Source organism: Actinomadura sp. 6N118 (assembly GCF_044326415.1).
GTDB lineage: Bacteria > Actinomycetota > Actinomycetes > Streptosporangiales > Streptosporangiaceae > Spirillospora.
The window spans coordinates 237737-257792 of record NZ_JBIRAZ010000014.1 but is presented as its reverse complement, the minus strand read 5'-3'; the positions used below and the strand labels follow the sequence as shown (position 1 = coordinate 257792).

The window sequence follows — 20056 nt, the reverse complement described above, 5'->3', positions numbered from 1 at the left end:
CGGCGGCAGCGACCTGGACTCGGCAATTCTAAGTCGATATTTACCTAATTTGGTTTCTATATGTGCTGTTAAACTGCGTATATGGGCAATGAATACAAACTAGATCCAATTGATCGCGAAATTTTGTTTCACCTGCGCCAGGATGGTCGTCTGACCAACGTCGAACTCGCCAAACGGGTCGGCCTCACGCCACCCCCGTGCCTGCGCAGGGTCAAGCGCCTTGAGGAGGCCGGCATCATCTCCGGCTACCGGGCGATCATCAATCACGAGGCCCTCGGCAGCGGCATGGAGGTCATCGTCTCCATCGAGGTCAGCATCAGCGACCTGAAGACCCTGGAGGAGCTGGAGACCACCGTCGCCGCATACGAGGAGGTGATTGAGTTCCGCCGGGTGTTCGGCAGGCCGGACTACTACCTGCGCGTCATGGTCGCCGACTACGCCGCCTACGAGGCCTTCCAGACCAACAAGATCATCGGCATCCCCGGCATCGCCCGCGTCATCTCCCAGCCGACCATGAAGAAGATCAAGGTCATCGACTGAGGTCCAGAACCGTGATCAGGTGCCCGGCGGTGACGACGGCGTGGATCCTGGTGGTACAGGTGATGTCGGCGAGTGGTCCGGCGTCCAGGACGACCAGGTCGGCGACCTTATGACGAGCCGGATCACGGACGGCTTCTGCGAGAAATCACGAGTTCGTCCCGGTAATGAACGCCTGTGCTGCGACACAAGCCTGGTATGCCGAACACAGAAGATGGGCGGTATCCATGACCGCGGACAGGCAACGGTTCGTCGACATCTACGAACGTCACCATGACGCCGTGCTGCGCTACGCGTGGCGCCGGGTCGGTCCCGATCACGCTGCCGACGTCGCCGCGGAGACCTTCACGGTCGCGTGGCGGCGGTTGCCGGAGGTGCCCGGTGGTGCGCCGCTGCCGTGGCTGTACGGGGTGGCGCGCAACCTGATAGCCAACCGGGCGCGGAAGAATCGCCGCAACAGTGATCCGCTGGTGGGGCTGGAGGAGAACATGCATCCGGCCGAGACCGATCAAGCCGAGGCCGTCGGCCAGCGGGAACTCGCGGTTGCGGCGTTCCACAACCTTCCCGAGCAGGATCAGGAACTGGTGCGGCTGATCGCCTGGGAAGGGCTGAGCCTGTCTGAGGCGGCCACCGTCCTGGGGTGCAGGACGCCGACCGTGACCGTACGGCTCCATCGGGCCCGCAGGCGCATCGAGAAGCTCATGAACTCATCGCTTGAGGAGGTAACGTCGTGAAGACCGATGCCGAGGTTGTTCGTGAGCTTCTCGCCGAGCACGATCCCGCCAAGGACGTTCACGGCGACCTGAGGGAACGCCGGCTCCTCATGGAGACCATCCTGGCCGGATCCCCACCGGCCAGAGCCGCAAAGCGGCGGAAGGGGCTCGTCCCGCGGCTCACCCGGCGGCGGGTGGTGTTGACCATGGCGACCGCAGCGGCCGGGCTGGCCGTCATTGCCGCCGACCTCCTGGTGTCGGTGAATGATCGCTCCGTCGCGCTTGCGACGACGCCGCTGCCGCTGGCGACGGGCAAGCCGGTGTACGGGGCCAAGGTGGACGCGGTCCTCCGGGATCTGGCGGCCAAGGCCGAGCGCCAGCCCGACACCATCGGGCGCGGCCCCGTCGTCTACACCAAGACCAGCAACTGGTACCTCCACACCACTGTGGCGGATCGGCGGACGTCGGCGGCGGTTGTGCCGACAACTGAGGAGCAGTGGATCCGGCCCGACGGGTCCGGCCGCCAGGTGAGCCAGGCCGGGCAGCCATGGTTCCCCACAGAGCGCAGCCGGCAGGAGTGGGTGAAGCAGGGCAAGCCTGAGTGGGGGGCTGAGAATCAAGATGACCGGTACGGCCCGGGTGAATTGTCTCTTCAGCCCAACGCTGACGCCTTGCCCGTGGATCCGGCCGCTCTACGCCGCGTGGTGTCGAGTCGCGGCGAGATCAGGGGCACGCTCGCCATGCTGGAGACCATCGTCGATCTGCACCGCCAGCAGCCAATCCGGCCTCGCGTGCAGGGGGCGCTGCTGCGCCTGCTGGCCGACGACGATGAGCTGGGCTACGCCGGGACGGTCAAGGACCGGGCCGGGCGGCCGGGTGCCGCGTTCATCCTCGAACACAGCCAGCACGGCCTGCCCTCGCGGGACGTAGTCATCTTCGACCGGCGAACCGGAGCCCTGCTCAGCACGGAAGAGGTGTTGATAAAGGACCCGGGCAAACTGCCGGTGCAGATCCCGGCGGTCACCGACTACACGCTCTTCCTGAAGGCGGCCCGGGTCGACGATGTGGACCGCCGCCCCTGAACGAACGCACTCCTGCCAGCCGCCCGTCCCGAACGGTGGGGACGGGCGGCCGACTCCCCGGGGTGGCGTTCGAAGGATGCTCGGCGGGGAACGCGGCTGGGGTCTGGCAGCCGGATCAGAGGGGCGCGTCAAGGTCGAGCTCGGGATCCGCCGGGCCGCCCATGACCAGACCGACGACCGTCCCGTACGGCGTGGATCGCGGTGAAGGCCAGCAGGGGGGTCGCGGGAGCCATCCTGGCAGAGGTAGATGTCGCCGTCGTCCAGCGACAGGGTCGAGCTCTCGGTGGTCTCGGCGCCGTCGTTCACGTACGGGCCGCCGTCAGGAACAGTCATGAGCCCACTGTCTCGGCCGGTAGGTGCCGGTGGATTGAACGAATGTTCCCCTCGGCCGGCGCACGTAGCATGGGACGGTGCGGACGTTCGTGCACGGTGGGGCTGTTTGGGGCGTCGCGTGCCCGCGGCGGCCCAGCCGGGTGGCCGGTGTCACCATGGCCGGGTTCGGTGTCGGTGACCTGGACGCGCTCCGGATGGTCCCGCATCCGGCCGTGACGCTGCTCCTGGACTTCGGCGCCGGTTCGCCCGTCATTGACTGTGCTGCCGGGCGGCAGCAGCGAGGAAGCATGGTCGCCGGGCCCGGGCTCGGGTCCGGAGGCGCGGTCCGGGCGCGGGGAGAGAACCTCCAGTGCGTGCAGGTGCGCCTGTCCCCGGTAATCGCACGCGCGGTTCTGGGCACCTCCCCCGCCGACCTGGACGGCGCCGTGGTGTCCCTGGCCGACCTGTGGGGCCGGGAGGCGTCACAGATCCGCGAGCAACTGGGCGATGTCTCGTCCTGGCAGGATCGCTTCGCATTGACCGACGCGCTGCTCGCCCGCCGGCATGAGGCGGGCCCGCCGGTGGACCCCGAGGTGGCCTGGGCCTGGCAGCGGATCCTCAGCAGCCGCGGCCGGGCCCGGGTCGACGGACTCGCCGCCGAGGTCGGGTGGAGCCGTAAGCGGCTGTGGTCCCGGTTCCGGTCACAGCTCGGCCTGCCGCCCAAACGCGCGGTGAAGCTGGTCCGCTTTGACCACGCCGCCCACCGTCTGGTCGCCGGTGAAGGCGCAGCCCAAGTCGCGGCCGACGCCGGCTACGCCGACCAATCCCACCTGCATCGAGACGTCATGGAGCTCACCGGCGCAACCCCCGCGACCCTGGCCGACGAACCGTTTCTCGCCGTCGACGACATCGCATGGCCCAACCGCAGCACACCCACCCAACCTGACGCCGCCAGAGATCTCCGGCTCGATCGCCGACCGGAGGTGTGACGGCTACCGGTGTGAACGTCGCCGCGGCCACTTGCGTCAAGTGACCGGTCCCCGGGGGCGATCTCTGTACCTATAGGTATGTACACTGATCGGGTGAACACAAGGGAACGGCTTGTCGAGAGCGCTCGTGCGCTGTTTTGGGAACGCGGTTACGTCGGTACTAGCCCGAAAACCATCCAGCAGCGAGCCGACGCCGGCCAAGGCAGCATGTACCACCACTTCGCTGGCAAGGAAGACCTCGCACACGCCGCCATCCGCCGCACTGCCGACGACATGCGAGCCACCGTCGACGCGCAGCTGTCCGCCCCCGGCACGGCCGTCGAGCGCATCACCGCATACCTGCACCGGGAACGCGACGTCCTGCGGGGCTGCCCCATCGGCCGACTCACCCAGGACCCCGACGTCATGGCCACACCTGCCCTTCGGGCACCCATCGAGGAGACCTTCGCCTGGCTGCGCGCCCGCCTGGCGGCGGTGGTGCAGGAGGGACTGGACCGCGGAGAACTGGAGTCCGCCGTGGACCCTGCGTCCACCGCAGCCGCGATCGTCGCCGCCCTCCAGGGCGGATACGTCCTTGCCCGCGCCGCGGACACCACAGAACCGTTCGACCAGGCGGTTGCAGGCGTCCTCGCTCTACTCAGCGCGCGCACCGTCCACTGACCTCGACCGAAGGAAGACCACGACATCATGCGCATAACCCGCAGGGCCGCCACCAGCGTCGCCGCTCCGTCCCAGTGGATCACCGGCGGCGCGTGGATCGAGCCGGTCGCCGAACCCGAGGACGGGACGCGGACTCAGATCGACAGCGTCCGCTTCGCTCCCGGTGGCCGCACCGTGTGGCACCGCCACCCGCTCGGACAAGTGCTCCTCGTCACCGAGGGCACCGGGCGTGTGCAGCGCCGCGGTGGGCCCGTCGAGACAATTCACGTCGGCGACACCGTGCACATCGCACCCGGTGAATGGCACTGGCACGGCGCCGCCCCCACCGTTCCCATGACCCACCTGGCCATCGAGCCGATCCCGGACGACGGCGCCGCCCCCGAGGCCGGAGCCCCGGTCACCGACGGCGAATACCACCGCGACGATCACGTTGCCGGCGCTGAGGGCAGCCCGCCGGTCACCCGCTCGGTGCTGCTCGATCAGCTCCTGACGGTTCCGCAGAGCACACACCGGGTTGAGGTCCGGCGCATCACGATCGCGCCCGGCCATGTGGCCGGGTTGCATGTGCACAACGGCCCCGTGTTCGGCAGCATCGAGCACGGTTCGGCGGTCTATCAGATCGAAGGCGAAGCGGCATCCGTACTCGGTCCCGGAGACGTGTTCTACGAGCCCAAGGGTGTACGTGTCGCGCGATTCGACGCCCAGGACGAAGGCGTGACGTTTCTCGGGTACTTCCTCCTCGCCGCCGACGAGACACCCGAACTCGAGTTCCCCGACCTCTGAGGGCAGCAGAATCCCTGCGTTCTGCGCTAAGGCCGAAGCTCAGGTGTTGGCGGGCAGGTCGGTCCCGGCGCCCCGGCGGCGCAGTGCGACCAGGTCGTGGCGGGCATCGGGCAGGGTCTGTTCGTCGGCGCCTTCGACGACGAACCCGGCGTCAGCGATCATCTTCAGGTCGTCGGCGCCGGGCTGGCCCTCGCTGGTCAGGTAGTCGCCCAGGAACATCGAGTTGACCAGGTGCAGGGCCAGCGGCTGCAGTCCGCGCAGGTGGATCTCCCGGCCGCCGGCCAGCCGCACCTCCACGTCGGGGAACACGAACCGGAACATCGCCAGGATGCGCAGGCAGCGGTGCGGGGTCAGATCCCAGCGGCCGCCCAGTGGGGTGCCGTCGAAGGGGATCAGGAAGTTGACCGGCACCGAGTCGGGATCCAGGTCGCGCAGCGCGAAGGCGACGTCCACGATGTCGTCGTCGACCTCACCCATCCCGAAAATGGCTCCCGAACAGGGCGAAAGACCCGCCCGCTTGGCGTCGTTCACTGTCTGCACCCGGTCCTTGAAGCTGTGGGTCGAGCAGATCTCGCGGTAGTTGTCCTCGCTGGTGTTGAGATTGTGGTTGTAGGCGTCCGCGCCCGCCTCGCGCAGCCGGTCGGCCTGACCCGGCTTGAGCAGGCCCAGGCAGACGCACACCTCCACCTCGGGAGCGGCTTCCTTGATCGCGCCGATCGTGTCGGCGACCCGGTCGATGTCGCGATCGGCCGGGCCACGGCCGCTGGCGACCAGGCACACCCGCTTGGCGCCGGCCGCGATGGCGCGTTCGGCGTTGCCCGCCGCCTCGCCGGAGCTGATCCAGGAGTACTTGAGGATCTGCGACGTCGAGCCGAGCCGTTGGGAACAGTACGCGCAGTCCTCGGGGCATAGCCCGCTCTTCATGTTGACCAGGTGGTTGAGCTTGACCCGCGTGCCGAAGAAGCGTCGCCGCACCTTCGAGGCCGCCGCCACCACGTCGAGGATGTCCTCATCCGCGGTGCGCAAGACCGCCAGAGCCTCCTCACGGGTCGGCGTCTCGCACCGCAGGCCCTTGGCGGCCAGCGATCCCAGCAGGTCATGGGGAAGAGTGTCCGTCATGACAACCCATCCTGATCGCCGTCGCCCGTCCGTCCAATGACGGCCGCCGACAAGATCGCCGACCGTCTGTTGTTCTCGCGCAGCACCCCGTCCGGTTGTGGTCGCTCGCGTGAAACCGCTATAACCGGTGTTTAACGAAACCACTATTACAGGTTTCATGACCGGAGGAGGCACCACATGAGCACACGGCACATCAACCCCGAGGGACTTCACCGCAGCCCGGCCTTCAGTCAGGCCGTCGTGGTCGAACAACCGGCCAAGACGATCTAGATCGGCGGGCAGAACGGCGTCGACGCCGCCGGTAAGGTCGTCGGGCCCACACTTGAAGAGCAGGCCGTTCAGGCGTTCCGCAATCTCGCAACCATTCTGGAGAGCGAAGGGGCAAGCCTGGCCAACATCGTGCACTGGACCATCGCCGCGGTTGACGGCCACTCGTTCGACGAAGGCGTGGCCGCCTTCCAGCAGGTATGGAATCCGGCCGACCCGCCGCCGGCCATCACCGTCCACATCGTCGCCGGCCTGGGCCCTGGGGTCCTCGTCGAAATCGACGCCATCGCCGTAGTGTGACGCCCCGATGTCCCTGACCTCCCAAGTGCGATTGCTCAGCGGACACGGCATGGGCTACGACCTGTGGGCTTTGGCGAGCCGCTGCTCACGCCGTACTAGGGCAAGGCCTGCGCGGGGCCCCGGTCCTTCCTGTGGCGGACCGGGGCCCCGCGCAGGCCCTCGTGGGGTGTCAGCGTGCGCAGGCTGCTCCGTTCAGGGTGAACAGGTCGGGTGCGGGGTTGGCGCCGAGGGGGTTGGTGCCCGTGAAGCCGAAGGTGACGGTCTGCCCGGGCGGGATCTTCTTGTTGTAGGACCGATTCTTGGCGACGACCGTCGCGCCGTCCTGCGACAGGGTGGCGTTCCAGGTGTTACCCGCCTTCTGCCCGCCGAGGAACGACCACTTCAGTGCCCATCTGTTGATCGCCGTGGTGCCGGTGTTGCGGACGGTGACCTGGGTGGTGAAGCCGGACGTCCATGAGCCGTGGATGGTGTAGTCGACCTTGCACTGGCCCGGCGCGGGGGCCGAACCGTCACCCTGGTCGGCGGCGAACGCCGAGGCCCACGCCAGCGGGGCGTTCCAGTTGACGGTCAGCTCGTTGGTCGCCCACGACTCGATGTCGTCGATGTAGCAGAACTGCGGCTTGCAGCCTCGCAGTTTGGCCTGGGCGATCGGGTCCTGAATGTCGGAGTTGGGGCCGCCGGCGACGGTGCCGGCGGGCGGGTTGGGCAGTTCGGGATTGAGCTGGCGGGCGTACCAGCGGCTGTGCTGGTTGCGCGAATGCACCTCGCCGTAACCCGTCACGTAGGAGATGTTGAGGGCGTTACGGCCGAACAGATAGTCCATGCCCTGGAGGGCGCCGTCGCGGTACTTCTCCGCACCGGAGATGTCATAGGCGGCGCCGAGCACGACGACGTTGTTGAGCACCTGGCTGCTGGAACCCCACTCGTAGGTGTCGGGGTTGTACGGCGAGCCGTAGGCGAAGCCGTCGATGATGCCGAGGTACTTGTCGCCGGCGGCCAGCACCGACTGGCGTACGGAGTCGCGGCCGGGCAGGGCGTTGGGGACGGTCGCCAGGTCGAGGCGGCCGAGCGCCGCCACCGAACCCCAGTTGAAGCCGCGCTCGGCGAAGACGTCGTCGGTGTGCAGCGGTGAGCCCAGCACGTACTCCCGGAATTCGGTCTCTCCGGTGGTGATGTAGAGCTCGGCGGCCGCCCAGTAGAACTCGTCGGTGACTTTGTCGTCGGAGTAGGTGCCGCCGCCGATGCCGTCGTTCGGCGAGGCGTAGACGGCGGGGTTGGCCTTGGCCGCCTTCCACGCCTTGCGTGCCGCGTCGAGGTTGGCCGCGGCGTACCGGGCGTCGTAGGGGGCGAACACGCGCGCCGCCTGTGCGGCCGTGGCCGCCAGGTTCAGGGTGGCGGCCGTGGACACCGGATGCAGCTCGCGCTTCTGCGGGTCGAGGTGGGGGAGCAGCGGCAGGCCGGTCCAGTTCTGGTCGTGGATCTTGTGGTGGACCATGCCGTCCGGGCGTTGCATCTTCAGCAGGAAGCTCTGCTCCCAGCGCGCCTCGTTCAGGACGTCGGGCACCCGGTCGGAGCTCTCAGGGATCTCCAGCCCGGGGATCGGCCTGGCCGTCGGGGCGTTCTTCGTCCGCTCGAACGCGCTCATGACCTGGGCGACGGAGATGCCACCGTTGACGACGTACTTGCCGTGGTCGCCCGCGTCGTACCAGCCGCCGGAGACGTCGAGGGTGTAATCGCAGACGCCGGGCTGGCACGGCACCTCGGTGTCGCCCTGGTTCGGGCTCACTCCGACGTGGCCTGCGGGTCTGCCGTACCCGGGCCGCAGGCCGTCGTCGATGGCGGTGCCGCTGCGCTGGGTGTAGTAGAACTTCAGCGCGTCGGCCTTCAGCCGTTCGTACGCCGTGGCGGAGATGTCGAACGGGCGGCTCGTCTCACCGTCGGCGGTCAGCGTGAAGCCGGTTCCGGTGGTGGTGTAGGAGCTGAAGTCGATGCTGTGGACGTTCTGTCCCGAGGAGGCGTCCAGTCCCCGCGGCTTGGTGGTGCCTTCGGCGACGACGGCGCCGTCGCGTTCCACCTTCCAGGGAAGCGCCGTCTCCGAAGTGGTCACGACGGTGGCGTTCTTGGGGCCCTTCGGCAGGTAGGCGACCTGGTTGACGCGCACGCGGGGACCGGTGTCGGGCTTGTAGACGTCCGGCTCCGCGCCTCCCTTGAGCGACACGTCGTCCAGGCAGAAGCGCCACGCGGTCGCGCTGCCGCCGAGCTGGAAGGCGACCTGCGCGTTGGGGATGTCCACCGGTGAGGTGAACGTGTAGGTGTAGGTGTTGCCGGAGACGCTGAGCTCCGGGTTGGCCCCCAGGTACTGCGTCCACGGATCGACCGGAAGCTGGATCAGCGCTTTGGCGGTCTTGGCCGGGGTGCCCGTGGCGAAGAACTTGAACGCGTAGGTCTCGTCCTTGACGAGCGGGATGCCGTCGAGCCCGATGATGGCGTCCCAGGGATTGACCGTTCCGGCGGGGATGTCGGAGCACAGCCGCCCGCTGGAGATGTCGAAGGCCAGGTTGCCGGTGTGCCACCAGGGCTCTGCGGTGGTGTCGAACGTGCCGTTACGGATCTGTTCCGGCTCATCGGCCCTGGCCGCCGCCGGGGTGACGCACGTCGCCGCCAGCGCGGCGACCGCGATCAGTACCAGCCGTCTTCCCATCACGCTCTGTCCCAGTCGTCTTCTCACGGCACTCCTCGCGGGCCGTCGAGGTGGGAGCGCTCCCACATGGCTCGGGCGGCCCAATGGTCACCCGCTGTCCGCACGCCGTCAAGACCCGGTGCGCGCGGACCGCCCTGGCCTGCGCGACGCCCCGTGAAATCTTTCATCGTCGCCGAGCCCGCAGGCCCCGCCCGGCCCTCGCCCTGCCCCGCCCGCACCCGCGCCGCCCTGCCCCGCCCGCACCCGCGCCGCCCTGCCCCGCCCGTAACGGTGCCCTGGATCCCGGTTAGCGGATCTTGATGCCTGGTTGGTGGCACGCCCTTGGCGGCGTGCCTTGGCGGCGTGTCACCAACCCGGCCTGGAACTCAGCTCTGGAGAAGGCCCCTAGCGGAGGAAGCCTTCGTAGTTGCGTTGCTGGAGCTGGGCGTCGACGTGCTTGAGCGTGTCGATCGCCACGCCCACGACGATGAGGATGCTCGTTCCCCCGAAGGGGAACTCGTTGCCGACCTTCAGCAGCGCGAGCGCGACCATCGGGACCAGTGAAACAAGGCCGAGGTAGAGCGCGCCCGGGGTCGTGATGCGGGTCAGGACGTGGTCGAGATATTCGGCGGTAGGACGGCCTGGGCGGATGCCGGGGACGAAACCGCCGTACTTCTTCATGTTGTCGGCTACCTCGGTCGGGTTGAACGTGATCGCGACGTAGAAGAACGTGAAGAAGACGGTGAGGCCGAAGAAGGCGGCCATGTGCCAGGGGTCGGTCTGCTGGGTGTGGGGAGCGATCTCGCGCAGCAGCTTGCTCTCCGGCCAGAGTTCGGTCGCGAGTATCGGCAGATACAAGAGCGACGAGGCGAAGATGACCGGGATGATGCCCGCCTGGTTGACCTTGAGAGGGATGTAGGTGGCGGTGCCGCCGTACATGCGGCGTCCCACCATGCGCTTGGCGTACTGGACCGGGATGCGGCGCTGGGCCTGCTCGACGAAGACGACACCCGCCATGATGGCGAGGCCGACCAGGATCACCAAGGTGAAGGCGAAGCCGTTCTTGGCCTGCAGAATGCCCCAGAGCTGACCGGGGAAGACCGCCACGACCTGGGTGAAGATGAGGATCGACATGCCGTTGCCGATGCCGCGTTCGGTGATCAGCTCACCCAGCCACATGACCACCGCGGTCCCGGCCACCATGCAGATGACCATGGTGATGACAGCGAACGGGGTCTTCTCGTAGAGGATGTCCTCGCTCCCGGAAACGTTCTGGAAAAGGCGGCCCGTCGCCGCCATCGCCACCACGCTCGCGCCCTGCAGGACGGCGAGCGCGACGGTGAGATAGCGGGTGTACTGCGTGATCTTGGTGGTGCCGGACTGGCCCTCTTTCCGGAGGGTCTCCAGGCGCGGGATCACGACGGTCAGCAGTTGCAGGATGATGCTCGCGGTGATGTACGGGAAGACACCGAGCGCGAAGACCGAGAGTTTGAGCAGCGCGCCGCCGCTGAAGAGGTCGAGCATGCCGAACAGGCGGCTGTTCTGCTCGGCGGCGTCAGCGGCGGCCTTCAGTGCGGGCACGTTCACATTCGGGGTCGGCAGGCTCTGGCCCACCCGGAAGATCACGACGATCAGCAGGGTGAAAAGAATCTTCTTACGGAGTTCGGGCGTGCGAAACGCCAGGGTGAAGCGAGAGATGGCAAGCCTCCACACGGGTAACGCCGCAGCGCCCGATGGGGACGCCGCGGTCAGGAACTGAGAGCCTCGAAAACCCGTGCTGGAGGCGGCCCGCGGACCTGGACGGTGGAACGGGCGACGGCCGGAAGCGCAGACCCGCGCTTGGCCGCGGCCGGTGCGGAGGAGCCGGTCGCGCTTGGGACGCGCGGCGGCCGGAGAACGGCGACGTCGTGGTGGTCGGACGCGATGGTCTTCTCGGAGGCGTGTGCCTGCGAGATCGCCCACCGGACGGCGTCGGCGCCACATGCGGTCTGCCACGCCTTCGCGGCGACCCTGCTGCGATGCTCGGGAGTGAGGGCTTTCGCCACGGACGTACGGGTGGTCGCCGAGTTCGCGGCGGCGAGGGTGCCCGTACGAAGGAGCTCGGCGACGCCGGTCGTCCCGGGGAAGACCGAGATGGTGCCGGCGACTGCGAAGCCGAAGAACCCGGCCAGGAGCATCAGCACACGCTGACGACGGGCGACGTGGCCGCCCTCTCCCTCGCCTGAAGCCCGCCCGGATTCCGTCATGGCCGGTCGTCTCACCCCGTGAGCTCTGGAACGGGCTGAGAGCGCCCCGTTCAAGAGATCACCATAAGCGGCACCGCCGTCACCGTCCACCGGATCGGCTTTGGTCAACCTCGCCGAAGTCCAGGCCTTCCGTGCTCCGCGCCACATGCCTTCCCCCTGCCGTGCGTCCGGCTGGCGCCCTCTGCCGCAGGGGCAGCACTGGCCGCCGCCATGGTCTGCGGCGCGGCGGCGCACCACCTCCGCCGTACCCGCGTCCAGCACCGCCGCCGTCTCCACGGCGGCGAATCAGTCGCCGACCCGGGCTCGATCCTGCTGGCCACCGGCGTCACGATGGGGTGGCTCTGCTCGGGCTCGTCTTCGCCCTCGGCTGAGGTCGGCGGCGCGTTCGGCCCGTCGCAGATGCGTGCTGATCGATCAGGGGGACTGGATCGCAGGACCGGTCAGAGAGCAGGAACGTCTCCTGCTCGATCTGTCCGGCCTCGGGCAGGATCGCTGTGACGGGAGCGTGGTCCGGCGGCGGCTCGCCACGTGAACAGGCATGAAGCGAGGCTGCCACACGGGTCCGACAGGTCACCTCAAGGTGAGATCTACCTATGTTGGCGGTCGGTACCTACGCGAAAGTGGACTCTTCTTGGCTTGCGTGCATTGTTGCCTGCTGCTGGCGGAATTGGCGGGGCGAGAGGCCGTAGGCGGCGCGGAAGGCCTGGCTGAAGTGCGAGGGGTTGGTGTATCCCCAGCGGGCCGCGATCGCGTTGATGGGGTAGGCGGCCAGGCGCGGGTCGGCCAGGTCGCGGCGGCAGCGTTCCAGGCGGCGTTCGCGGATCCAGCCGGCGACGGTGTGTCCTTCGGCGTGGAACAGCTTGTGCAGGTAGCGCAGGGAGATGTGGTGTGTGGCGGCGATCGCATCCGGGGTCAGCTGCGAGTCACCCAGGTTGTGCTGGATGAAGGCGTGGATCTGGGCCATCAACGCGCGCCGCCTGGTGTGCGTCGGCACCGCGCTCTGGACGTCCAGCACGCCTGCCAGCGCAGCGGTCAGCACATCGAGCACGAGGGTGGACAGCCGGGCGGTGTCGGAGGGGCTGAATTCGTCCATGTGCCGGGCGAGTTGCTGCAGGAACTGCGACGTCAGCGCACCGATGCCCCGGTCGCCCGGGATGCGGACCGCGGTCAGGCGCCGCAGGTCGCGGGGAGGCAAGGGCAGTAACGCGTGCGGGAACTGCAGGCCCAGGTGCTGGCTCACTGGCACCACCGGCATATGCCCGGCCAGGAAGGGGCGCGAGCTGTCATACAGGCCCAGATCCCCGACCTGGTAAACCGTGTGCCGGCCGTCCTGCTCTCCCATCATGCCGCGACCGCGCACGGCGCAGGTCAGCAACAACGCTTCGGGATCGGTCTGGCGGATCAGCTTGGGCGTACGGCGGACCGAGTGTGGCGTCGTGGTCACCAAGGTCGCTTGGACGGGGCCGAGCTCGCTGATACTGACCTGAGCCCGAAATCCGGTTTCCAGATGCGGTTCGCAGTGTGCATCGAGGGGCACCCAGACCTTCGAGGTCACCTCGTGCCAAAAGGCGAACCGCTCTTGCGCCGGGATCTCCTCGGTGCTGATCACGTCCATGGCCCACCCCACGGTGTCGTCGCTGCGGGGTCAGCATGACTCGAACATACTATCGAATATGATCCAGCTTCGCCACCGGACTCGTCACGCGCTATGCGGGCCCTTCGCCATTGCCGGGTTCGTGATGCGGAAGACCACGTCGTCCTCGGCGATCTCTGCGTTCAGGGCTCTGCCGCCCAGCATGCGGGCGGCCGTGGTCTGCAGGAATACGCGCACGCCGTCGGTCTCGATGACCTCGTCCTCCGCATCCGGCCCGGGTGCGATGGACAGTTCGAGCCCGCCGGCGGAATCGTGATGCACGATGCGGAGGCCGGAATCCTCTGACAGCCCGGGCTTGTGCGTCAGGATGCGGATGGCCTCAACGGCGGTGCCGGTCAAAGTGAGCACGGTCGAGCTCCTCGCGTTGGTCCCATGAATTCAAGCCTCGGCTCGTCGTAATTCCGACGCCGGATCCTGCAGAATGGCGCGCGCCGCGGGCAGATCTCAGTAAATCACGCCTAGTGTTCAACTGAAGATTGTTGATGTCGATGCCCGGCGCTCTGTATGTTCGCCTTTCCGGCCGATCCTGTGTCCGGCCTGGCCTGGGGTGCCGTCGAGACGTTCAACCGAGAAACTTCCGCAGTCGAACGCAGGCAGGCGCCACCCTCGCCTTGGTACGGCAGTGGTGACAGGCATGTTCAAAGGCTTGCTCCACGCTTGGCCGAATGCGTTGACTTTCCGTCGGCGGATATGGATTCTGGCATCTGGTAGGGACATACGCCTGAGAAATGCCGGGGCTCTTCATGATGTGGCCCTGAAGAGAATCGACTGTGCCCCCGCGGGAATCTCCGAAATACGGATCTCGCGCAGGGCCCCGTTCGAGCGTGAAGGAGTAACCAGTGGCCGAGGCTCGCAACGACGATTATGACGCCATCGTGATCGGTGGGGGCCCCAGTGGGTCTGCGTACGCGATCACACTCGCCCGCAAAGGCCACTCGGTGCTCCTGTTGGAGCGCGAGCAGATGCCACGGTTCCACATTGGCGAGTCCTTGCTGACCTACACCGCGGACGTGCTGGAGCAGATGGGGCTCCTGGACCGGGTGGCCAAGAGCGGCTTCGTCATCAAGAGGGGAATCGAGCTGACCGGGACCGAAGGCACGTTCCGGCGCCTCGACCTGGGCCAGATCGGGGACGGACGGCGCGGCTGGACCCTCCACGTGGAGCGTTCGGACTTCGACAAGATCCTCCTCGACGCCGCGGCGGAGATGCCGGGGGTGACCGTCCTCCAGAAGGCCCGGGTGCGGAAACTCCTCTTCTCCGGCGAGCGCGTCTCCGGTGTCCGGTACACCTGCGACGGCGAGGACCACGAGACCACCGCGAGCTTCGTCATCGACGCGAGCGGCCGGGCGGGTGTGATCGCCCGTGGGCTGGACCTGCGCAAGACCGATAACGACCTCAGAATGGCGGCGGTGTTCAAGCACTTCGGCGGCCTGGACGAACGCAACAACCCCGCCACCGAAGGCGACATCCAGCTCGGGCTGTACGAGGACGGCTGGTTCTGGGCCATTCCGATCCGGCCCGATGTCATCAGCATCGGCTGCCTGGCGCCGGCGGAGATCCTGCGGGAGTCGGTGCCCGAGGACATGTTCACCAAGAACCTGGAGCGGATTCCCCGGATCGCCCAGCGCATCAAGGGCACGACGGTGATCCGCGAGCTCACCGGCGAGAACAACTTCGAATATCACTGCGACACCCTCGCCGGGCCCGGCTTCTTCATCATCGGCGACGCCGGATGCTTCACCGACCCGGTCTTCTCCGGTGGTGTGCTCCTCGCCCTCACGACCGGCCGCAGGGCGGCCGAGGAGACCGCCCGGGTGCTGGCCGGGGAAGCGGAGGAGAAGGAGGCGGCGCTGCGCTACCAGAACTTCTTCAAGACCGGCTACGAGACGTACTACCGGCTCATTCGCGCGGTGTACGACAACAGGTACGTGTCCGAAGGCCGGGAACTCAGGGTGAGCCCGCAGAATGGCCGCCTCGCCGGCGCGGGGTGGTGGGGGATTCAGGAGAGACTCCAGGCCACGTCGGGTGGGCCGTTCGACACCAGGGAATCGATCGAGCACTTCTGGCTCGTCCGAGCCCTCAACGGGGACTTCTGGTCGGGCGAGAACCGGTTCTTCCAGCGGCTGCGTGAAGAAAAGGCCTGGGGGCTGTTCGACGACTTCGATCCCCTCTACGAATGCCCCGTCCACGCCGGAGAGCAGGCGTCTTGACCCCTGCCGCCGTGGTCCCTGCCGTAGCGGCACCCCCGATCGCCCCGATGAACGCCAATGAGACCCTCGTTCTGCTGCTGCAGATCGGCCTTTTGCTAAGCCTCGCGGTGGTACTGGGGCAGCTGGCGCGGCGGCTGGGAATGCCCGCCGTCGTAGGTGAACTGTCCGCCGGCGTGCTGTTGGGGCCCTCGTTGCTCGCCCACGTGGCCCCCGGTCTGTCCGGCTGGCTGTTTCCGAGCACGCCCAGCCAGATGCATCTGCTGGATGCGGTGGGGCACTTCGGCGTGCTCTTGCTGGTGGGTGTCACCGGTATGAGCATCGACATGAAGCTGCTGCGGCGCAGGAGCCTCGCGGTGGCGCAGGTGAGTGCCGGCGGGTTGCTGGTCCCGCTGGCGCTCGGAGTGGCCGTCGGGTTCGTGCTGCCCGCTTCGCTGATCGCCGAGGGCGCCGAACGTGCCGTCTTCGCCTGGTTCATCGGCGTGGCGATGTGCGTCAGCGCCATCCCCGTCATCGCCAAGACGCTGCTGGACATGCGCCTGCTCCACCGGAACGTCGGCCAGCTGATCATCAGTGCGGCGGCGGTCGACGACGTCGCCGGCTGGCTGCTGATGTCGATGGTGTCGGCCATGGCCACCACCGGGGTCCGGGTCCGCGAGGCGACGGCGGCGGTCGGCTGCCTCGCGGGCGTTCTCCTGTTCGCCTGGTTCGTCGGACGTCCCGTTGTGGGCACGATGCTGCGGCTGCCCTCCCGGTCGGCCGACCCGGGCGTGGTCGTCGCGGTGGCGGTGCTGATCGTGATGTTGTCGGCAGCGGGGACGCAGGCGCTGGGCATGGAGGGGGTCCTCGGCGCGTTCTTCGCCGGCATCCTCATCGGCTCGTCGCGATGGGTCGACCGCGAACACCTCGCACCGCTGCGGACGTTCGTGCTGTCCGTGCTCGCCCCGCTCTTCTTCGCCACGGCCGGATTGCGGATGGACCTCACCGCGCTGGGCGACCCCGTGGTGCTGGGTGCGGCGAGCCTCATGCTGATGGTCGCCGTCGTCGGCAAGCTGGCCGGGGGATACATGGGTGCGCGCGTCGGCGGGATCGGCCACTGGGACGCGCTGGCCCTCGGTGCAGGGTTGAACGCCCGCGGCGTCATTCAGATGATCATCGCGATGGTCGGGCTGCGGCTCGGCGTGCTGACCATGGAGATGTACACGATCGTCGTCCTGGTGGCCGTCGGCACCTCGCTGATGGCGCCGCCGATGTTGCGGTACGCAGTACGCCGCGGCGAGGCCGTGAGCCCGGAAGAGACCGAACGCGAGAAGGCGCTGGACATCGGGCCGGCCCCTGACCGACCGGTCGGTCGTTGGCGACCCGGGACGAGTTCGCCGCGCGCGGCTCCTCCTTAGTGGTTCAGCCTTGGTGGTTCAGCGCTCCGCTGGTTTGTTTCAATCGTGGGATCCGGGTAGACGTCTTGACGAGCACGAACGACGGAGTACCGATGCCGAACAGCAAGAAGGACACCGCCAAGAAGTCCGGCTCTGGACCGAAGCTGCTCTCCGGTGGGAACCCGCAGATCCCGAAGGGAGTGGGCGACGAGCCGGTGCAGGCCTATATCGCGGCCATGCCCGGCTGGAAGAGCTCGATGGGCAAGCGGCTCGACCGCCTGGTCGTGCGCACCGTTCCCGACGTGCACAAGGTCGTGAAGTGGAATCAGCCGTTCTATGGCAACGAAGGCGACGGCTGGTTCTTCGCCTTCCGCTGCTACACCGAGTACATCCAGCTGCAGTTCTCTAGCGGGACCTCGCTTGACCCCGTTCCGCCCAAGGAGTCCAAGCACGAGGGAATGCGTTACCTCAACTTCCGCGAAGACGACGAGCTCGACGAGGACCAGTTCGTCTCGTGGATCAAGCAGGCGCAGAAACTGCCCGGCAGGAGGGACTAGGGCCGCTCAAGTGTTAGGCCCTGCGCACACTGCGGACCCGGCGCGCGTACTTGACGCGCCCGATGGTGTACCAGATCAGCCGCGCCGGGAGCGGGAGCGCCCCAAGCAGATGCGCCCGCTCCCGCCGGTCCGCATCCTCCAAGGCCGCCCCTAGGAAGAACAACATCTTCTCCCTGGGCGCGTGGGCTGAGAAATGCTCGGACAGCCTGTCCCACTCGCTCACGCTCACGTGCTGCTCCACCAAGGGCAGGACGTTCTGCTCCTCGTCGTCCAAGTGCTCGTTCAGGAGCGCCACGTGTTCGGCCAGCAGAATGCTCAGCGTGTCGCGTGACTCTTCGTCCGCACGCTCGGCCCACGCCGGCGCCAGTTCGGCCATGCGCGTCATGCCCTCGGCCAGCCGCTCGTGTTGCTCCTTTATGCGCAGGACGAGATTCGCCTCATTTATACGGTCCAGCAGCACCGGCCACAGCAGCTCGTCTTCAGCCGAATGGTGCAAGTGCAGAGCCAGCAGGTAGTCGGCCAGGTGCGCCGCGAGCACCTGGGCTCGGTCAGTATCTCCCGGCTCTACGCATGGCACCTGCGCGGCCAGGACCCGTGACTCGCGCCGGGAGGCGCGATGGGTGACGACCATCTCGTGGGTGTCGGGATGCTGGCGGGACACTGTGGCCATCGACGGCTCCTTTTGCCGGTCATGGTCGTAGGTGTTAATCGTCGGCCACTGCTCTAAAAACGGGCTAGGAACCGGCTTGGACGCGCCGCCGTGAAACCGGGCCGCTGCGCCGTTGAGGGCCCCGGCAGCGCACGGCGCGCTCTAGCGTCTCTCTATCGTCTCTTGAAACCGCGGGCCCAAAGTCGGTCATGGAGCGACGGTTGGGAGACGCACGTGACTGACGTGCTGATGGGCCGATCGGTTGATCTGCCTGAATGGGTTATATGTGCAGGCTGCCGCACGCTGGCATACGGCAAGCGGTTCAGGCGTGATCTGCTTGTATGCCCTGAGTGCGGCCTCCATGAACGGATGAGCTCCGAGGAGCGGATCGCCGCTCTGCTGGACGAGGGGTCCGTCGAGGAGCTCGATTTTTCCGTGGACACCGGGGATCCGCTGGGTTTCGTCGACTCCAAGCCCTACACGGTTCGGCTGAGCGAGGCGCAAGCCGCCACCGGAATGATGGAAGCGGTGGTATGCGTTCGCGGCACCATTGACGGGAATCCGGTCATGGCCGCCGTGATGGACTTCTGCTTTCTCGGTGGAAGCCTGGGAGCGGCGGTCGGGGAGTTGATCACCCGGACGGCCGAGCTCGCGCTCGCGGAGCGAACGCCTCTTCTCGTCGTGACATCGTCGGGCGGAGCGCGCATGCAGGAGGGCGCGCTGTCCCTGATGCAGATGGCCAAGACGAGCCATGCCTTTCGCGAGCTCGACGAAGCCGGCATCCTCACCATCTCGCTGATCACCGACCCGACCTATGGCGGGGTCGCGGCCTCGTTCGCGACCCAGGCCGACGCCATCGTCGCCGAGCCGGGCGCGCGCATGGGCTTCGCCGGGCCTCGGGTGATCCAGCAGACGATCCGCCAGTCCTTGCCGGAGGGCTTCCAGACCGCTGAGTTCCTGGTCGAGCGGGGAATGATCGACATGGTGGTGCCGCGCCAGGCGCTCCGCGTCACGCTGGCCCGGTTGTTGTCGGCGGGCTCACGGCGTCCGGCGGCACCGCGCGCCGCCGACCGGGGAGGCGCGGCAGGAGCGGTGCTGGTCAGGGATTCGCGCGACTTGCCCGCCAGCGAGCCGTGGGACGCGGTCCGGCTGGCCAGAGCGCTGGACCGGCCGACGGCACTGCAGTACATCCAGGCGATCACCGATGACTTCGTGGAGCTGCGCGGCGACCGCCTGGCGGGCGACTGCCGGGCGATCATCGGTGGTCTGGCACGGCTGGACGGGGTTCCGCTGGTGATCATCGGCCATCAGAAGGGCCGGACCACCAAGGAGCTGGCGGACGGCAACTTCGGCATGCCGTCGCCCGCGGGGTACCGCAAGGCGGCCCGGCTCATGCGCCTTGCCGCGAAGCTCGGCGTTCCGGTGGTCACCCTCGTCGACACCCCGGGCGCCCATCCCGGAGTCGAGGCCGAGACCGAGGGGCAGGCCGTGGCGATCGCCGACACGCTCCGGCTCATGACCGGCCTGCCGGTTCCGGTGGTCTCGGTGGTCACCGGAGAGGGAGGCAGCGGCGGCGCGCTGGCGCTCGCGGTGGCCAACCAGGTTCTCGCCTTCTCCAACGCGATCTATTCCGTGATCAGCCCGGAGGGGTGCGCGGCCATCCTGTGGCGCGACTCGAGTGCCGCCCCGCAGGCGGCACGGGCCCTCCGCCTCGATGCCCGATCCCTGCTGGAGCTCGAGGTCGTCGACGCGGTCATTCCGGAGCCGGAACGCGGTGCTCAGGGCGACCACGGCGCCACGGCCAGGAATTTGAAGGCAGCGATAACCGCGGGCCTGGACGAGCTCTCGACGCTCGATGCGGCCCGCCTCGTCGAGAACCGCCGGGTACGGTTCCGCCGGTTCCAAGCGCTCGTCTAGGGGGCATC

Annotated in this window: 18 protein-coding genes; 11 read left to right on the top strand and 7 right to left on the bottom strand. The window is 67.8% G+C overall.

Annotated elements, in window-relative coordinates; all coding sequences use genetic code 11:
- Window positions 1–81 precede the first annotated feature (81 nt).
- The 6 genes from ACH34W_RS33495 to ACH34W_RS33470 all read left to right on the top strand — a co-directional run bounded on the left by ACH34W_RS33495 (window position 82) and on the right by ACH34W_RS33470 (window position 5076).
- Window positions 82–540: an Lrp/AsnC family transcriptional regulator gene (locus tag ACH34W_RS33495; protein ID WP_395965152.1), complete on the top strand. Its 459-nt coding sequence runs from the start codon at window positions 82–84 to the stop codon at window positions 538–540.
- 224 nt (window positions 541–764) lie between these two features.
- Window positions 765–1271 carry an RNA polymerase sigma factor gene (locus tag ACH34W_RS33490; protein ID WP_395965151.1) on the top strand — a complete coding sequence of 169 codons (507 nt, stop codon included), beginning with the start codon at window positions 765–767 and terminating at the stop codon, window positions 1269–1271.
- Window positions 1268–2332, top strand: coding sequence for a CU044_5270 family protein (locus tag ACH34W_RS33485; RefSeq protein WP_395965150.1), 1065 nt, complete (start codon window positions 1268–1270; stop codon window positions 2330–2332). The genes ACH34W_RS33490 and ACH34W_RS33485 overlap by 4 nt, the downstream gene beginning before the upstream one ends.
- 410 nt (window positions 2333–2742) lie before the next feature.
- A complete protein-coding gene (locus ACH34W_RS33480) occupies window positions 2743–3633 on the top strand; it encodes a helix-turn-helix domain-containing protein (protein WP_395965149.1) in 891 nt (296 codons plus the stop codon).
- A 93-nt stretch (window positions 3634–3726) separates the two neighbouring features.
- Window positions 3727–4293 carry a TetR/AcrR family transcriptional regulator gene (locus tag ACH34W_RS33475; protein WP_395965148.1) on the top strand — a complete coding sequence of 189 codons (567 nt, stop codon included), beginning with the start codon at window positions 3727–3729 and terminating at the stop codon, window positions 4291–4293.
- A gap of 27 nt (window positions 4294–4320) precedes the next feature.
- On the top strand, window positions 4321–5076 hold the full coding sequence (locus ACH34W_RS33470; RefSeq protein ID WP_395965147.1) for a cupin domain-containing protein: 756 nt from the start codon (window positions 4321–4323) through the stop codon (window positions 5074–5076).
- Between the two features lie 39 nt (window positions 5077–5115).
- On the opposite strand, the gene bioB is transcribed toward ACH34W_RS33470, so the two are convergent.
- Window positions 5116–6195, bottom strand: coding sequence for a biotin synthase BioB (gene bioB, locus ACH34W_RS33465; protein WP_395965146.1), 1080 nt, complete (start codon window positions 6193–6195; stop codon window positions 5116–5118).
- Window positions 6196–6465: 270 nt separating this feature from the next.
- On the opposite strand from bioB, the gene ACH34W_RS33460 reads away from it, so the two are divergent.
- The gene (locus ACH34W_RS33460; protein ID WP_395965185.1) at window positions 6466–6762 is read left to right on the top strand and encodes a RidA family protein; all 297 of its coding nucleotides are present in this window, start codon (window positions 6466–6468) and stop codon (window positions 6760–6762) included.
- Between the two features lie 169 nt (window positions 6763–6931).
- On the opposite strand, the gene ACH34W_RS33455 is transcribed toward ACH34W_RS33460, so the two are convergent.
- From ACH34W_RS33455 to ACH34W_RS33435, 5 genes are all read right to left on the bottom strand, one after another.
- The gene (locus tag ACH34W_RS33455) at window positions 6932–9490 is read right to left on the bottom strand and encodes a glycoside hydrolase family 9 protein (protein ID WP_395965145.1); all 2559 of its coding nucleotides are present in this window, start codon (window positions 9488–9490) and stop codon (window positions 6932–6934) included.
- A 357-nt stretch (window positions 9491–9847) separates the two neighbouring features.
- Window positions 9848–11155 (bottom strand): preprotein translocase subunit SecY, encoded by a 1308-nt coding sequence (secY, locus tag ACH34W_RS33450; RefSeq protein WP_395965144.1) that lies wholly within the window; start codon window positions 11153–11155, stop codon window positions 9848–9850.
- 35 nt (window positions 11156–11190) lie between these two features.
- Window positions 11191–11688 carry a hypothetical protein gene (locus tag ACH34W_RS33445; RefSeq protein ID WP_395965143.1) on the bottom strand — a complete coding sequence of 166 codons (498 nt, stop codon included), beginning with the start codon at window positions 11686–11688 and terminating at the stop codon, window positions 11191–11193.
- Window positions 11689–12298: 610 nt separating this feature from the next.
- Entirely contained in the window at window positions 12299–13303 is a 1005-nt protein-coding gene (locus tag ACH34W_RS33440) for a helix-turn-helix domain-containing protein (RefSeq protein WP_395965142.1), read from the bottom strand.
- An 84-nt stretch (window positions 13304–13387) separates the two neighbouring features.
- The gene (locus ACH34W_RS33435; protein ID WP_395965141.1) at window positions 13388–13681 is read right to left on the bottom strand and encodes a hypothetical protein; all 294 of its coding nucleotides are present in this window, start codon (window positions 13679–13681) and stop codon (window positions 13388–13390) included.
- A 500-nt stretch (window positions 13682–14181) separates the two neighbouring features.
- Between ACH34W_RS33435 and ACH34W_RS33430 the strand changes: the two genes are divergently transcribed.
- The 3 genes from ACH34W_RS33430 to ACH34W_RS33420 all read left to right on the top strand — a co-directional run bounded on the left by ACH34W_RS33430 (window position 14182) and on the right by ACH34W_RS33420 (window position 17482).
- Window positions 14182–15552, top strand: coding sequence for an NAD(P)/FAD-dependent oxidoreductase (locus ACH34W_RS33430; RefSeq protein WP_395965140.1), 1371 nt, complete (start codon window positions 14182–14184; stop codon window positions 15550–15552).
- 47 nt (window positions 15553–15599) lie between these two features.
- Window positions 15600–16946 (top strand): cation:proton antiporter, encoded by a 1347-nt coding sequence (locus tag ACH34W_RS33425; RefSeq protein WP_395965139.1) that lies wholly within the window; start codon window positions 15600–15602, stop codon window positions 16944–16946.
- Between the two features lie 92 nt (window positions 16947–17038).
- The gene (locus ACH34W_RS33420; RefSeq protein WP_395965138.1) at window positions 17039–17482 is read left to right on the top strand and encodes a DUF1801 domain-containing protein; all 444 of its coding nucleotides are present in this window, start codon (window positions 17039–17041) and stop codon (window positions 17480–17482) included.
- 13 nt (window positions 17483–17495) lie between these two features.
- Here the strand turns inward: ACH34W_RS33420 and ACH34W_RS33415 are convergent, their stop codons facing one another.
- Window positions 17496–18152: a hemerythrin domain-containing protein gene (locus ACH34W_RS33415; RefSeq protein ID WP_395965137.1), complete on the bottom strand. Its 657-nt coding sequence runs from the start codon at window positions 18150–18152 to the stop codon at window positions 17496–17498.
- A gap of 213 nt (window positions 18153–18365) precedes the next feature.
- On the opposite strand from ACH34W_RS33415, the gene accD reads away from it, so the two are divergent.
- On the top strand, window positions 18366–20048 hold the full coding sequence (accD, locus tag ACH34W_RS33410; RefSeq protein WP_395965136.1) for an acetyl-CoA carboxylase, carboxyltransferase subunit beta: 1683 nt from the start codon (window positions 18366–18368) through the stop codon (window positions 20046–20048).
- The last annotated feature ends 8 nt before the right edge of the window (window positions 20049–20056 follow it).

Bases quoted from the DNA above. Each gene is read 5' to 3' on its own strand.
- ACH34W_RS33495 (WP_395965152.1), top strand. From the start codon at position 82: ATGGGCAATGAATACAAACTAGATCCAATTGATCGCGAAATTTTGTTT.
- ACH34W_RS33490 (WP_395965151.1), top strand. From the start codon at position 765: ATGACCGCGGACAGGCAACGGTTCGTCGACATCTACGAACGTCACCAT.
- ACH34W_RS33470 (WP_395965147.1), top strand. From the start codon at position 4,321: ATGCGCATAACCCGCAGGGCCGCCACCAGCGTCGCCGCTCCGTCCCAG.
- bioB (WP_395965146.1), bottom strand. From the start codon at position 6,195: ATGACGGACACTCTTCCCCATGACCTGCTGGGATCGCTGGCCGCCAAG.
- ACH34W_RS33445 (WP_395965143.1), bottom strand. From the start codon at position 11,688: ATGACGGAATCCGGGCGGGCTTCAGGCGAGGGAGAGGGCGGCCACGTC.
- ACH34W_RS33440 (WP_395965142.1), bottom strand. From the start codon at position 13,303: ATGGACGTGATCAGCACCGAGGAGATCCCGGCGCAAGAGCGGTTCGCC.
- ACH34W_RS33425 (WP_395965139.1), top strand. From the start codon at position 15,600: ATGAACGCCAATGAGACCCTCGTTCTGCTGCTGCAGATCGGCCTTTTG.
- ACH34W_RS33420 (WP_395965138.1), top strand. From the start codon at position 17,039: ATGCCGAACAGCAAGAAGGACACCGCCAAGAAGTCCGGCTCTGGACCG.
- ACH34W_RS33415 (WP_395965137.1), bottom strand. From the start codon at position 18,152: ATGGCCACAGTGTCCCGCCAGCATCCCGACACCCACGAGATGGTCGTC.